General features: G+C 68.5%; 14 protein-coding genes and 1 tRNA gene. 9 read left to right on the forward strand and 6 right to left on the reverse strand.

The features are described from left to right. Window positions 1-41: 41 nt before the first annotated feature. Window positions 42-584, forward strand: a complete 543-nt coding sequence (locus V3W46_RS09210) for an NADPH-dependent FMN reductase (RefSeq protein ID WP_331782799.1) — start codon at window positions 42-44, stop codon at window positions 582-584. 35 nt (window positions 585-619) lie between these two features. Further along, on the forward strand, window positions 620-1171 hold the full coding sequence (locus V3W46_RS09215) for a flavin reductase family protein (protein ID WP_331782800.1): 552 nt from the start codon (window positions 620-622) through the stop codon (window positions 1169-1171). Window positions 1172-1279: 108 nt separating this feature from the next. On the opposite strand, the gene V3W46_RS09220 is transcribed toward V3W46_RS09215, so the two are convergent. Next, on the reverse strand, window positions 1280-2164 hold the full coding sequence (locus tag V3W46_RS09220) for an alpha/beta hydrolase fold domain-containing protein (RefSeq protein ID WP_331782801.1): 885 nt from the start codon (window positions 2162-2164) through the stop codon (window positions 1280-1282). 56 nt (window positions 2165-2220) lie between these two features. Here V3W46_RS09220 and V3W46_RS09225 point away from each other — a divergent pair, with 56 nt between their 5' ends. From V3W46_RS09225 to V3W46_RS09235, 3 genes are all read left to right on the forward strand, one after another. After that, window positions 2221-2952, forward strand: a complete 732-nt coding sequence (locus V3W46_RS09225) for a hypothetical protein (protein WP_331782802.1) — start codon at window positions 2221-2223, stop codon at window positions 2950-2952. A 63-nt stretch (window positions 2953-3015) separates the two neighbouring features. Next, on the forward strand, window positions 3016-3333 hold the full coding sequence (locus V3W46_RS09230) for a hypothetical protein (protein WP_331782803.1): 318 nt from the start codon (window positions 3016-3018) through the stop codon (window positions 3331-3333). 1 nt (window position 3334) lies between these two features. After that, a complete protein-coding gene (locus V3W46_RS09235; RefSeq protein ID WP_331782804.1) occupies window positions 3335-3601 on the forward strand; it encodes a hypothetical protein in 267 nt (88 codons plus the stop codon). Between the two features lie 124 nt (window positions 3602-3725). On the opposite strand, the gene V3W46_RS09240 is transcribed toward V3W46_RS09235, so the two are convergent. Then, window positions 3726-4310, reverse strand: coding sequence for a LysR substrate-binding domain-containing protein (locus tag V3W46_RS09240; protein WP_331782805.1), 585 nt, complete (start codon window positions 4308-4310; stop codon window positions 3726-3728). 193 nt (window positions 4311-4503) lie between these two features. Between V3W46_RS09240 and V3W46_RS09245 the strand changes: the two genes are divergently transcribed. Then, window positions 4504-5046, forward strand: a complete 543-nt coding sequence (locus tag V3W46_RS09245) for a hypothetical protein (RefSeq protein WP_331782806.1) — start codon at window positions 4504-4506, stop codon at window positions 5044-5046. A 38-nt stretch (window positions 5047-5084) separates the two neighbouring features. Here V3W46_RS09245 and V3W46_RS09250 read toward each other — a convergent pair whose 3' ends face one another. Further along, window positions 5085-6473: a glycine--tRNA ligase gene (locus tag V3W46_RS09250; RefSeq protein WP_331782807.1), complete on the reverse strand. Its 1389-nt coding sequence runs from the start codon at window positions 6471-6473 to the stop codon at window positions 5085-5087. 138 nt (window positions 6474-6611) lie between these two features. Between V3W46_RS09250 and V3W46_RS09255 the strand changes: the two genes are divergently transcribed. Next, complete coding sequence (locus tag V3W46_RS09255) at window positions 6612-7916, forward strand: alpha/beta hydrolase-fold protein (protein WP_331782808.1); 1305 nt, start codon at window positions 6612-6614, stop codon at window positions 7914-7916. A 187-nt stretch (window positions 7917-8103) separates the two neighbouring features. Here V3W46_RS09255 and V3W46_RS09260 read toward each other — a convergent pair. Together V3W46_RS09260 and V3W46_RS09265 are read right to left on the reverse strand one after the other, a co-directional pair. After that, a tRNA-Gly gene (locus tag V3W46_RS09260) sits at window positions 8104-8175 on the reverse strand. 55 nt (window positions 8176-8230) lie between these two features. Next, window positions 8231-9058 carry an SGNH/GDSL hydrolase family protein gene (locus V3W46_RS09265; RefSeq protein ID WP_331782809.1) on the reverse strand — a complete coding sequence of 276 codons (828 nt, stop codon included), beginning with the start codon at window positions 9056-9058 and terminating at the stop codon, window positions 8231-8233. A 121-nt stretch (window positions 9059-9179) separates the two neighbouring features. Between V3W46_RS09265 and V3W46_RS09270 the strand changes: the two genes are divergently transcribed. Next, entirely contained in the window at window positions 9180-10679 is a 1500-nt protein-coding gene (locus tag V3W46_RS09270) for an MFS transporter (protein ID WP_331782810.1), read from the forward strand. A 32-nt stretch (window positions 10680-10711) separates the two neighbouring features. Here V3W46_RS09270 and V3W46_RS09275 read toward each other — a convergent pair whose 3' ends face one another. Continuing rightward, window positions 10712-11959 carry an MFS transporter gene (locus tag V3W46_RS09275; RefSeq protein WP_331782811.1) on the reverse strand — a complete coding sequence of 416 codons (1248 nt, stop codon included), beginning with the start codon at window positions 11957-11959 and terminating at the stop codon, window positions 10712-10714. A 112-nt stretch (window positions 11960-12071) separates the two neighbouring features. Here V3W46_RS09275 and V3W46_RS09280 point away from each other — a divergent pair, with 112 nt between their 5' ends. Continuing rightward, window positions 12072-13307: an MFS transporter gene (locus V3W46_RS09280; RefSeq protein WP_331782812.1), complete on the forward strand. Its 1236-nt coding sequence runs from the start codon at window positions 12072-12074 to the stop codon at window positions 13305-13307. Window positions 13308-13343: the final 36 nt, after the last annotated feature.

Consider the following 13343-nt stretch of genomic DNA (forward strand, 5'->3'; position numbering starts at 1 on the left):
GGTCGTCTCATTTACTGTCAACGCCAGTTAGTGAGAGATAGATGACGCTCAGAGTTTCGATTATCGTCGGAAACCCCAAACCCAAGTCGCGCACCCTCAAGGTCGCCGAGACGCTCGTGGAGAAGCTGCTCGCGCCCGGCACCTATGAGACCGAGGTCATCGACCTGGCCGACCACACGGATGAGATCTTCGCGTGGCCGAGCGAGAAGATGGCGGCGCTCAACGCCTCCGTCGCTGCCAGTGACCTCGCGGTGTTCGCGTCGCCGACCTACAAGGCGACGTACACCGGGCTGTTGAAGGCGTTTCTCGACCGGTACCCGGCCAACGGTCTCGCGGGGGTGACAGCGATTCCGGTTCTGACCGGGGCCGATCTGTCGCACTCGATGGGGCCGACCGTGAACCTCGCGCCGTTGCTGGTCGAACTGGGTGCGTCTGTGCCGGGGCGGGGTTTCTACTTCGTCGCGGGCCAGATGGATCACATCGACGAACTCGTGCAGGCCGCGGCCGACGAATACGCGGCGAACCTCCGCCGCCTGTCGAACGTGGCAGCGAACCTCCGCTCCATCACCCCCTCACTCGTCTAGCGCTGTCGACTCACATCAATCAAGGAGACATCGTCATGAACCAGCAGACCAGCACCGCGCAGCGTCAGTCAGGCACCGCGCTGGGCGAATCGATCGACCCCCGTGAGTTCCGCAACACGCTCGGGCACTACGCCTCGGGCATCACCATCATCGGCGGCCTCGAGAACAGCGAGCCGGTGGGCTTCACCTGCCAGTCGTTCTACTCGGTCTCGACCGAGCCGCCCCTGGTCTCGTTCAGCGTCATGCTGAACTCGACCACCTACCCGCGCATCCGCGACACGGGCAAGTTCAGCGTCAACGTGCTCTCGCACGAGCAGCACGAGATCTCGAACCAGTTCGCGCGCAAGGGCACCGACAAGTGGGCCGGCATCGAGTGGCTGCCGACCCAGAACGATAACCCGGTGATCGCCAACACGCTCATGTGGCTCGACTGCGACATCTACGCCGAGTACGAGGCGGGCGACCACTACATCGTCATCGGCAAGGTCAACGAGATGAGCTCGGCCGACTGGCACACCGGCCAGCCGTTGCTCTACTTCAAGGGCCAGTACCGTCACCTGCGCGACCTCGACGCCGCCGCCAGCTGAGCGACCGGATGCCCGGCGGGGGCTTCTCGAACGAGCCCCTGCCGGTCATCCACCCCTGCCGGTCATCCACCCCCGCCGCCCATCCACCCCGCTGCCGCTGCTGCGCGCTCAGGCCTGACCCCGCAGCACCGCGCCCAGGTGGCGTAGTGCGCGGCGGGCCTCCGGCGTCCATGGGGCGCCGACGAAGACATGGATGGCGCCCGGGTAGATGCGCAGCTCTGCCCGGCCGCCGGTCTGGGCGATGCGGCGGGTGAGCAGTTTCGCATCGGCCACCAAGAGATCACGGTCGCCCTGGTAGATGTACACCGGCGGCAGAGCGTCGAGTCGCCCGAACAACGGGCTCACGAGCGGGTCTCGTACGTCTGAGGTGCCCGCCCACCAGCGCCCCGCCTCAGCGAGCCCTGCCGCGCCGAGCATCGGGTCGAGGCGTGCCAGCGCACCGATCTCGGGGTTGCTCATCGTCGCGTCGACCCACGGTGAGATCAGCACCACACCCAGCGGCGGCGGCTTCGCTGCGTCGCGGTAGCGCATGGCCTGGCCGAGTGCCAGGGCGCCACCCGCCGAGTCGCCGCCCACGAAGACGCGGCCCCCGAATTCGGCCTGCGCCGCCTCATAGAGCGTGTCGAGAAGATCGTAGGCCTCGTCGACGTGGTGCTCGGGAGCCAGCCCGTACAGCGCGACCGTCACGCTGACTCCGCTGCGTTCGATCAGCCCCGCGAGAATGTTCCAGTGCGTGGCGAGAATCGGCGAGACGTAGGCTCCGCCGGGCGTGTAGATCAGGTGGTTGCCACTCGCGTGGGCCTTCGGGGTGAGGCGGATGACCGGGCATCCGTTCACGACCGACCGTTCGACCCGCGCCACCCGACGTATCGCGCGTGTCACCGGGGCCGGCGGCTTGCGATCTGCCAGTGCCGCCCGCAGCGTCTGAGGCGTGGCCGTGTTCGTCGGCGTGAAGCGGAGCAGCCCGCGGGTCAGGGCCATTGTGAGCGACATGGTTTATTTTCGCATCCGACTCTGGCATGGTGGAGGGGAGCAACTGAGGAGTAGTCATGAGTGACGAGAATCCGACAGAGTTACTCCCGACGGGTGGGTCGGGTGCCGGGGGAGTCGGCGGATCAGGCAGTACAGGTGGATCGGGCGGTACCGGTGGCGGTGGCACAGGTGGGCCGGCCGGGCCTGCCGGCCAGCCGAAGAGGCGCGGTGCGCTGCTCTGGGTACTGATCGCGCTGGCGGCCGTGATCGTCATCCTGTTGGTCGTGCTCATCGTTCTGTTCACCCAGTCGAACTCGAAGAACAGCAACGCCCTCGCGACCGTCTCTCCCTCGGCATCCGTCGCCCAGACCCACACGCCGATACCGGTTAAGACGGGCACCGCAACGGCGAGCCCCACGGCGACGTCGGGGTCGGGCTCGGGCTCCGGCACCGGCTCTGGCTCGGGGTCGGGTTCCGGATCGGGCGGTGCCGCGGCCCCCGTGATCACGTCGTTCTCAGTGTCTCCGACGACCGTGACGTGCTCGACGGGCGGCCCGGGCGTGCCGGCGTTCAGCAGCACGCCGCTCGCCATCAGCTGGTCGAGCACGGGCGGGGCCAAAGCCTGGGTCGGTGTCGACACGACCGACGCGCAGGCCGAGCCGTATGAGCAGGTGGTTCCCGATTCGGGCAGCCTCAGCGACCTCGACTACCAGTGCTACGACGACCACACCTATACCCTCACGGTCGTCGGCAGCGACGGTACCAGCGCCAGCAAGACCGTCACCGTGACGAACATCGGCGACCACTGACACGGTGGCGTCGAAAGGGTCGGGGCAGCGCGCCGGGGCCATCCCGGTGGCTAACATGAAGTCATGGCATACGAATCGGCCGGCGACGCCTGGCAAGACCTGGTAGTGATCATGAGTGACGAAGAGGGTGTCACCCACACCGACGAGGGGCTGCTGGTGCACGGCACCGTGTTCGCGTTCCGCGCCGGCGACGACCTGGTCGTCGAGGTGCCGCGGGCCCGGGCCAGCGACCTGAAGAACCGGGGGGTGGCATTCGCGTTCACGGTCGACGGCCACTCGTCGCGCGACTGGGTGCGGGTCAGCGATCTGCAGCTGTGGCCCGAACTCGCCCGGGAGGCCCACGAGTTCGTGGGCGAACCTGCCGTCGGCGGGGAGTCGTGACGTGGCGCTGACCGACTCGACGCCGTTGAGCGTCGCCGCGCCGTGGATCCGGTTCAGCACGGGTGCGCCCGTCGGCCCGGCCGGCCCGTTCGGCCCGGCATCCGCCGCCGAGGCATCCGCCCGCCTCGCCGCGCTCAACGGTGCAACTCAGCCGCGCGACCCGAATTCTGTTGCCCCGACAGCGGCGTCGAGCCGCGGCAACTGGTGCCTCGCGGTCGGCGGCGGGCTCGTGGTCGTCATCACCGCGCTCATGCTCGTCATCCACTGACGCCAGAGAGTCTCCACCCCACCCGCACCCCCGGGCAATCGATTCGCGGGTTGAGAACAGTGCAGTGCCCGAACACCCACCCGAACTCGTGAATCGATCGGCCGCGTCGACGACGCCGCCGGCGTCAGCCGGCGGAGTCGACGCGGTGCCAGCGGGCGCGCACGCGCGGGCTGACCACGCGCGCCGGTACATCGGCCACCACGACGAAGGTCACGTCAGAGCGGCCGGCCGACTCGACGCGTGAGCGCGGCACGATGAGAATGCCGTTCGCGGCGGCCACGTGGTCGAGCTGCTGGTCGAGCGTCGCGAGCGGCCCGAGAGCGAAACTCACCGAGGTACGGATAGTCGGCCCCCGCAGTTCGGCGGCGACCTCCCGCCACTCCGGAACCTCGTCGGGGTTGTGCAACAGATGCCGCTCGGTGAGCTCGGTCACCTCGACCGCCTCCCGCCCGGCGAGCGGATCTGTGGGCGCCAGCGCCACCACGTACGGCTCGGGTTCCCCGACGGCGGGCGTGGCGGCCTGGGGCGCCGCGGGCTCCGGGCGGATGGCCGCGGACGCAGCGGGCTGCGCGGCGAGCACGTCATCGGCGACAGCCAGCGCCTCGCGCAGGGCAGCCACGGCCGTCACGACCGCGTCACCCTCGGGCGTGCCGGCGAAAGCGGCGGCCAGGTCTGAGAGACGCGCGAGTGCCTCGGGTTCGGCAGTCATCCCATCCTTCCCGTGTTCCACGGCACGCGCACAACACCACGACTCCGAGCGAATCTACCCCTTCGGCTGCGAGCCTGCAGCAGAACTTTTTCGGCAACCGCCGTCATGATCGGTGCCAGATCGACTCTCTCAAAGAGCGGCGACACGCGCCGCACACCGAAAAGAGGTCACGTTCATGACGATTCGACGAAAGATGCTGGCAGCCGTTCTGGCTGCGACGGTTGCCGGGCTCGCACTAGCAAGCGGCGCGGCGGCAGACGCACAGCCGGCCAACTGCGGCGGTCCTGACGCCCCGCCGGCCTGTCATCACACGCCGCCGGCACCGCCGAAGCCCACCCTCTTCGAAAGCAGGCCTTTCTCGCCGATCGCCAACATTCCCAACGAGTTCTTCGTTTCGATGCACAACGTGAAACCGGCTGCCGTCGCCGGGCTCGCTGACGGGTCGGAGACCGCGTTCCAGATGTCGATCAGCTGCACCAACGGTTTCTTTCGTTCGGGCCCGATGCAATTTCGACGAACGAGCGACGGGACGCAGACATTCCTTCTCTGGAACACTCACGCAGACACGGGCGAAGCCTCTGGTACGTGCTACGCGTCGACCTGGGACAGCCTCGCCCTCGGCGTGGCTCACTCCATCTACACCGTCGAAAGCAGTAGGCCCAGCGGTCCCGTCGCAGCGAGCTGGGACATCGAGTTCGGGCTCGATCCCTGGGCGCCGTCGCCCCAGAGCAACTGACCCGGCACGCTCAGGCGCCGCGCAGGCGCTCGGCGGGGTCAGGCGCCGCGCAGGCGCTCGGCGAGGTAGGCCTGCAGCTCGGTAATCGGCACGCGCTGCTGCTTCATGGAGTCGCGGTCGCGCACCGTGACGGCGGCGTCGTCGAGTGAATCGAAGTCGACGGTCACGCAGAACGGGGTGCCGATCTCGTCTTGGCGACGGTAGCGACGGCCGATGGCCTGGGTGTCGTCGTAGTCGATGTCCCAGTGCTCGGCCAGGTCGTCGGCGATCTGCTGCGCGAGCGGCATGAGCGCCTCGTTCTTCGACAGCGGCAGCACGGCCACCTTCACGGGCGCGAGGCGGGGGTCGAGGTGCAGCACGGTGCGCTTGTCGGTGCCGCCTTTGGCGTTCGGAACCTCTTCTTCGTCGTAGGCGTCGACGAGAAAGGCCATCAGCGCCCGGGTGAGACCGAACGACGGCTCGATCACGTACGGAATGTACCGTTCGTTGTTGGCCTGGTCGAAGAACGAGAGGTCTTTGCCCGAGTGCTCGGCGTGCGTCTTGAGGTCGAAGTCGGTGCGATTCGCCACGCCCATCAGCTCGCCCCACTCGTTGCCGGCGAACTGAAAGCGGTACTCGATGTCGACGGTGCGCTTCGAGTAGTGCGCCAGCTTCTCACTGGGGTGCTCGAACCAGCGGATGTTCGACTCGGTCATGCCGAGGTCGAGAAACCAGGCCCAGACCGCATCCATCCACCTCTGCTGCCACTCTTCGTCTTCGCCCGGCTTGACGAAGAACTCGATCTCCATCTGCTCGAACTCGCGGGTGCGGAAGATGAAGTTGCCGGGCGTGATCTCGTTGCGGAAAGCCTTGCCGATCTGGCCGATGCCGAACGGCGGCTTCTTGCGCGAGGTCTGCACCACGTTGGCGAAGTTGGTGAAGATGCCCTGGGCGGTCTCGGGGCGCAGGTAGTGCAGGCCCGACTCGTCGTCGACGACGCCGAGGTAGGTCTTGAGCATGCCCGAGAACTGGCGGATGGGCGACCACTGGCCGATCTTGGTGGGATGCTCGGGGTCGGGAATGTCGTCGAGGCCGTTCACCGGGGCGAAGCCGTGCTCTGCTTCGTACGCCTCGAACAGGTGGTCGGCGCGGTACCGCTTGTGTGTCACGAGCGACTCGGTCAGCGGGTCGGAGAACACCTTCACGTGCCCTGACGCCTCCCACACGGCGGTGGGCAGGATGACCGCGGAGTCGAGCCCGACCATGTCGCGGCGGCTGCGGATGAACGCATTCCACCACTGCTTCTTGATGTTCTCTTTGAGGGCCACACCGAGGGGGCCGTAGTCCCACGCCGACCGCGTTCCGCCGTAGATGTCTCCCGACGGGTAGACGAACCCGCGGTGTTGCGCGAGAGCGATTACGGTGTCGAGACGTGACAGGTCGGCCATGGTTCTCCAAATGATGCGCCCACGGGGCGCCGGTGTCGTTCGCTCCAGGGGGACCTGGGTCGGTGGTGCAATCTTACTGAGGCGCTAGATTGTTCGCAGACACCAGCCCGAGGGGGGCTGCCGGCCGGCGGGAGCACAATGCCTGACTTCATCCTCACCATGAACATCGTCGAGGGTCCGGTCATCATCACGTTCGTTCTGCTCAGCCTCGCGCTGATCGTCTACCTGCTGGTGCGGCGCCCGACGGTGATCTGGCTGCTCTCGGCCCTGGTGGGCGTGCTCGCGGGCGCCTGCATCGCCCTGCTCACCGTGTTTCTCACCGACCAGGTGTGGGATCTGTTCGGCACCCAGTTCCTGCCCGAGACCACCACGTGGATCGTGCTCACCTTCTCGGCCGTCGGCCTCGCTGTGGCGAGCATGTTCGGTGCCCGCTGGTGGCGCCGCGTGATCGCCGGCGTGGCGATCGTGGTGTTCGTGCTCACGGGCACGCTCGGCGTCAACGCGAGCATCGGCATCACCAAGACGATCGCCGCCCTGATCGGCATCGACACCTCGAAGCCGCTCGATGTGCCCGATGCCAACGGCACGCATCCGTCGACCCCGGCGCCGAGCGGCCCGCTCTACCAGAGCTGGAACCCGCCGTCGACGATGCCCAGCGAGGGCACGGTCGGCAGCATCGACATTCCGAACACGAACTCCGGCTTCGACGCGCGCAAGGCGCTGGCATACGTGCCCCCGGCCGGGCTCGTTCAGGGTGCCCCGACGCTGCCGGTGATCATCCAGCTGAACGGCTTGCCGGGCAGCCCGGGGCTGGATGATCCCAAGCAGATCCTCGACAAGCTCGCGTCGAACAACAAGGGCCTCGCCCCGATCGTGATCAACCCCGACCAGTTGGGTTCGTCGACGACCGACCCGCTGTGCCTCGATGTGACCTCGTACGGCAAGGTCGAGACGTACATCATGAAAGACGTGGTGCCCTACGTGAAGGCGCACTTCAACGTGTCGCAAGATCCGAAGGACTGGACCATTCTGGGCTTCTCGAACGGCGGAGAGTGCGCGGCCTACTTCGGGGCGAAGTACCCGTCGGTGTTCGGCAACATCGTCGACATCTCGGGCGACGAGTACCCGGGCGTCGACGACAAGAGCGTGGTGAAGAAGTACTTCGACGGCGACCAGTCGGCGTACGAGGCCACCTGGCCGGCGAAAATCTTCGCCAAGGGCAGCTACCCCGACACGACGGCCGTGTTCACCGTCGGCGCGCTCGACACCGAGGCGGGCCCCGGCGTGCAGCGCACCTACGACGCGGCGGTCAAGGCCGGCGTGAACGCCACCTTCACCGAGATCGCCGGCGCGGGCCACGACGGCTCGGCGCTCGATGCGGGCCTGCTGGCCGGCTACGACGCCCTCTACCCGCGCCTGGGCCTCAGCAAGGGCACCCCCTGATTCAGGGTGCCCTGACTCACGGTGCCGCGCAGTGAAACGCCCCCCGACGGGCGCAGCCCGGCGATCCCACGCCCCACAGTGCGGCGCCCCCTCCGACGGGCGCAGCCCGGCGAACCCACTTTCAGTTACGCAAAAATCCCCCGGGCGGGAGCCCGAGGGATTTTGAGCGGCCTTAGATTGGCACGGGAGCGAGTGGCAGGAGTTGAACACTGCATCTTCGACCGGGAAGGCCGACAGTCTGACGTTGAAATACACCCGCATGCGGTGATGCTGAAAAGAACCTAGCGGATCGATGCGATCGCGCGCAACTCCGGTCACCGCCCGGGCAGCAGCCCCTGGATGACCGGCTCGAGATGCTCGGCCATCAGGTCGTGCCCGAGGTCTGTCGGGTGCAGTCCGTCGCCTCCGATCTGGCCGGCGGGCCCCGTCACCCACCACCCGTCGGCGATGGGGTCGACGTAGGGCAGGTTGTCCATGGCGGCGGCGTCGCGCACGGCGTCTCGCGAGGCGAGGATTCCGTCGGGCGGGTCGGCACTCACCCAGGGGGTGCTCACCACGAGCACTCGCGCGGCGGGGGCGTGCAGACGGATGATCTGCAGAGTGTCGAGCGCGGCATCCATGATCTTCTCGCGGGAGTAGCCCTCGTCGTTGTCGCTGCCGAGAATGACCACGAGTGCGGCGTTTGACGGCACCTGGTCGGCGAGGTCGGCGAACGTGAGACCGCCCGCGCTCGGCGCCAGGTAGCCCGACCCGTCGGCCGTGATGGTCTGCCAGTCGGTCGAGAGGGCATTCGCGACCATCGCCGGAAACCGGTCGGCGGCGCCCGAGTCTTCGGTCGAGCCGCCCACGAACGAGTTGCCGAGGTAGACGACGAGCGGTGCCGCGGAAGGCGCGGAGCCGGCGGTCGACCCGGCCGTCGAGGTCGGCGCGCCCGGCGTCGACCCGCTTGGCGTCGAGCCGCCCGGCGTCGGCGCCCCCGATGCCATCGACGGTGTTGTCACGGTCGCACGGCCCGAGGCGATGTCAGGGCCGGCCCGGCCGCCGAGCAACGAGACGGTCAGCACCAGGGCGACCACCACCAGCGCCACGACGGCGACGACGATCGCAGCGACGGTTCGCCTGCGCAGCCGTGGTGTGCTCACGATCGAAACCTAGCCGATGGCACGGTGTCGCGCGATAGACCTGGGCCCCGTGCGACCCGCAACCCGTTGACCCTCGAAGATCGTGTGTGCCAGAGTGGCGCACCACCCGAAAGGACCCGACATGTCTGACCCCGCCCGCACCGCAGCTGCTTCCGCCGGGCCCGCAGCCGGCGGCGCGCCCGGCCCCGCCGTCTCGCCGCGAGCGTGGCAGGCCTTCGTCGTGCTGCTGATCGGCATGTTCATGGCCTTGCTCGACACCACGATCGTGAATGTCGCGCTGCCGACCATCCGCACCGACCTGAACGCGTCAGAGGCCACCCTCTCGTGGATCATCTCGGGCTACGCGCTCGCGTTCGGCCTCGCCCTGATTCCGGCGGGGCGGCTGGGCGACCGCATCGGTCACAAGTGGGTGTTCTTCACCGGCATCGCCCTGTTCACGGTGGCGAGCTTCACGTGCGGGCTCGCACAGACGGATGCCCAGCTCGTCGTCTCGCGCGTGGTGCAGGGTCTCGCCGGCGGTATCTTCGTGCCCGCGGTCACCGCGTACATCCAGTTGCTCTTCTCGGGCCGGGCGCGCGGCAAGGCCTTCGCGATCATGGGCGCCGTGATCGGCGCGTCGTCGGCGCTCGGTCCGATCGTCGGCGGCCTGATCATCCAGGCCTTCGGCGAGCAGAACGGCTGGCGGCTGGTGTTCTGGGTGAACCTGCCGTTCGGCGTGGCCGCGCTGATCGCGGCGGCCCTGCTGCTGCCGAAACGCCGGCCCGACGACCAGAAGGTCGCCGGCGGTGTCGACTGGATCGGCGTTCTGCTCGTCTCAGCCGGGTTCGTGGCGTTGCTCGTGCCGCTGATCGAGGGCGAAGACCAGGGCTGGCCGGTCTGGACGTACGTGGTGCTCGCGCTCGGCGTGCTGCTGCTCGCCGCGTTCGGGTTCTGGGAGGTGGCGTACACGAAGCGCGGCCGGCTGCCGCTGGTGCCGCCGAGCCTGTTCCGGCATCCGTCGTTCACCGGCGGAGTGATTCTGGCGCTCGTCTACTTCGCCGCGTTCACCAGCATCTTCTTCTCGCTGTCGATTCTCTGGCAGACCGGCCTGGGGCACTCCGCCCTCGAAACGGGGCTGGTGACCATTCCGTTCGCGGGCGGCCTCATCGTGGGCTCGTCACAGAGCAACCGGCTCGCGGCGCGGCTCGGTCGCACCGTTCTCATCATCGGTACGGGGCTGGTGGCCATCGGGCTGATCTGGCTGTGGCTGATTCTGCAGGGCACCGCGGCGGCCGACCTGACGCACTGGCTGCTGCTCGCGCCTCTGCTCATCGGCGGCATCGGCAGCGGGCTGTTCATTGCGCCGAACCTGCAGTTCATCGTCGCCACCGTCGACCGGCGAGACGCGGGGTCGGCCAGCGCCGTCATCTCGAGCGTGCAGCGCATCGGCAGCGCCGTAGGCATCGCCATCATCGGCAGCGTGTTCTTCGGCACGCTGACCATCAGCGGTCCGTCGCCCGAGGCGGTGGCGACCGGATTCACGCACAGCGCGGCCTCGGCGATGATGGTGAGCGCGGCCTTCGCCGTGGTGGCGTTCGCGCTGGTGTTCGTGCTGCCGAAACGGGTCGAGCAGCGCGGGTAGCGGCGGCGGCGGGTCGGCGCGGCGGCAGCGGGTCAGGACTCCCGCGGCCTGCTCGCCCGCACGGCCCCCGCGAACCCGGCCACGCTGAACGCGACCGTGCCGATGCCGACCACCACGAGCGGCAGCTGCCAGCCCCCGGTCGCGTCGTGCACGGCGCCGACCAGCGTGGGCGACGTGGCGCCGAGCGCATACCCGACGCCCTGGATCATCGCCGAGAGCCGCCGTGCGTGGGTGCCGTTCATAGCAAGCTGAACGATGAGCATGAACACGATCGTGATTCCGCCGCCCTGGGCCACGCCGCCGCAGAACGCCCACAGCAGCCAGGCCTGCGGGGCGATGAGCAGGCCGAAGGGGCAGATCATCCAGAGCACGGCGACGATCGCGTAGGTGCGTGGCACGCCGAGGCGCCGCGAGAGCAGAGGCACCCCGAGGGCCCCCACCACCGCTGCGATCTGAAAGATCGACGAGCTCGATCCGGCCTCGGTCACCGAGAAGCCCACCTCGTTCTCGAGAATGGTCGGAAACCAGGCTGTCAGCCCGTAGTACGCGAAGGCCTGCCCCGCGAAGGCGAGCGCGAGCAGCACGGCCGTGGCGTTGCGCCAGATCTGCGGCCGGCCATCCGGAATCGCGCGCATCGAGCTGGTGTCGATCGCCACGGTGTCGCCCGCGCCCGTCTCGATCAGGGGCTTCAGGGGCCCGAAACGGAACGCGGCGCGCGGGCCGATGGCGACGAGCCAGCCGATGGCCGCCAGCACCACGAAGCCCGTCCAGGTGAGCAGTGCGAGCTGCCAGCCGAAGGCGAGCGCGAGCGGCGCGGTGGCGATCGAGGTGATCATCGAACTAACGTTGAGGGCCGAGGTGTACGAACCCGTGACGATCGCCACCCGGTCTGGTGAGACGTCGCGCCGGATGATCACCGGAACCACGACGTTGCCGATGGTGATGAACGCGCCCATGACGATGGTGCCTGCGAACACGGCCTCGACGCCGCCGGCCGACCGGATGATCGACCCCACGCCCACGCCCAGAATGGCGATCATCGTGGCGAAGTTCGCGCCGGCCCTGCCCACGAAGAACGACGCGAGCGGCGTGACCAAGGCGAAGCACAACACCGGCAGAGTGGTCAGCAGGCCGAACTGAGCGGCGTTCAGGCCGAGGTCGGGGCGCATGATTCCGCTGATGGGGGCGACCGCGATGATGGGCCCGCGCAGAATGAAACCGATGAGCACGATGGCTACGAACACGGCCCAGGGAAAGGGGCGGCGGGTGGTGAAGGGCATCGTCGTTCCAGCCTACCCACGAATGCGGAGGCCATAAACGCAACATCCTTTGCTTTTGCCTGCCGACGCGCGTACGATGGCGTAACGCAACGATAATTGCTTTAGGAGCCTGATGTCAGTCGAAACGGCGCCCGCCACCACGGGCATCCGGCGTGCCCCGAGGCTGCCGCCCACGGCGGCCTTCGCGGGGTCGGCGCTGGCGTTCGCCGCCCTCTACCTGGCGGCCGGCGCACCCACCTCGCTGCTGGTGCTGTTCGAGAAGCAGTGGGGTTTTCCCTCATGGGTGCTGACGGTGGCGTTCGCCGCCTACGCCATCGGGCTGCTGGCCAGCCTGCTCGTGGTGGGATCGCTGTCAGACCACCTCGGCCGTCGGCCGGTGCTGATCGGCGCGCTCGCGGTCGAGCTGGTCGCGATGCTGATGTTCGTGTTCGCCACCGACATCACCTGGGTGATCATCGCGCGGGTCGTTCAGGGCATCGCCACCGGCGCGGCCACGAGTGCCTTCACGGCCTCGGTCGTCGAACTCGCGCCCGCGAAGTTCAAGCGGCTCGGGTCGGTCATCGGCGGCACGGCTCCGGCCGGCGGGCTGGGGCTCGGCGCACTGCTGGCCGGCCTGGCGGTGCAGTTCACGGCGAACCCCGATGTCGTGGTGTTCGTGACGCTGTCGGTCATCGTGGCTGTGGGGCTGCTGGTCGCCGTCTTCTCGCGCGAGACGGTGAGCCGGCGGGCCGGAGCGGCCCGGTCTCTGATTCCGAGGGTGGCCGTGCCGGCCGCCGCGCGGTCGGAGTTCGTGGCGGCGCTGCCGGTGCACACGGCGGCGTGGATGCTCGCGGGGCTGTTCCTCGGGCTGGTGCCGACGATCATCCGCGACCTCTTTCACATCGACAGCGGGGTCGTCAACGGAATCACCGTGTTCCTCGAACCGGGCGCGGCGGCCGTGGCCGGTTTTCTGTTCCTGCGGGTCGACGCCCGCCGCACCACCATCGTCGGATCGGTCGCAGTGTTCGCCGGTGCCGTCGTCATCGTCGCAGGCATCGCCGTCGGGTCGCTGCCGGTGCTCTGGGTGGGCGCGCTAATCGGCGGCGTGGGCTTCGGCGCCTCGTTCTCAGGCGCGCTGCGCAGCATCGGGCCGCTCGCGAAGCCGCACGAACGGGCAGGGCTCTTCGCCGGGGTCTACCTCGTGGCGTACCTGGCGTTCGGCGTCTCGGTGATCATCGCCGGCCAGCTCATCGCGCCTCTCGGGTTGCTGGTGACGGTGATGGGGTTCGGGGTGGTCATCCTGGTCGTGGCGGCGATCGGGGTGGTGGCGCAGCTGCTGCGGCAGCGTGAGACGGCGTCGGCGGGCTGACGGCGTCGGCGGGCTGACGCCGGCCGGGCATCCGGG

This window comes from Subtercola sp. YIM 133946 (assembly GCF_036553535.1).
GTDB lineage: Bacteria > Actinomycetota > Actinomycetes > Actinomycetales > Microbacteriaceae > Subtercola.

Coding starts and splice junctions, on each gene's coding strand:
- V3W46_RS09210 (WP_331782799.1), top strand. CDS start 42: ATGACGCTCAGAGTTTCGATTATCGTCGGAAACCCCAAACCCAAGTCG.
- V3W46_RS09215 (WP_331782800.1), top strand. CDS start 620: ATGAACCAGCAGACCAGCACCGCGCAGCGTCAGTCAGGCACCGCGCTG.
- V3W46_RS09220 (WP_331782801.1), bottom strand. CDS start 2,164: ATGTCGCTCACAATGGCCCTGACCCGCGGGCTGCTCCGCTTCACGCCG.
- V3W46_RS09225 (WP_331782802.1), top strand. CDS start 2,221: ATGAGTGACGAGAATCCGACAGAGTTACTCCCGACGGGTGGGTCGGGT.
- V3W46_RS09230 (WP_331782803.1), top strand. CDS start 3,016: ATGGCATACGAATCGGCCGGCGACGCCTGGCAAGACCTGGTAGTGATC.
- V3W46_RS09240 (WP_331782805.1), bottom strand. CDS start 4,310: ATGACTGCCGAACCCGAGGCACTCGCGCGTCTCTCAGACCTGGCCGCC.
- V3W46_RS09245 (WP_331782806.1), top strand. CDS start 4,504: ATGCTGGCAGCCGTTCTGGCTGCGACGGTTGCCGGGCTCGCACTAGCA.
- V3W46_RS09250 (WP_331782807.1), bottom strand. CDS start 6,473: ATGGCCGACCTGTCACGTCTCGACACCGTAATCGCTCTCGCGCAACAC.
- V3W46_RS09255 (WP_331782808.1), top strand. CDS start 6,612: ATGCCTGACTTCATCCTCACCATGAACATCGTCGAGGGTCCGGTCATC.
- V3W46_RS09270 (WP_331782810.1), top strand. CDS start 9,180: ATGTCTGACCCCGCCCGCACCGCAGCTGCTTCCGCCGGGCCCGCAGCC.
- V3W46_RS09275 (WP_331782811.1), bottom strand. CDS start 11,959: ATGCCCTTCACCACCCGCCGCCCCTTTCCCTGGGCCGTGTTCGTAGCC.
- V3W46_RS09280 (WP_331782812.1), top strand. CDS start 12,072: ATGTCAGTCGAAACGGCGCCCGCCACCACGGGCATCCGGCGTGCCCCG.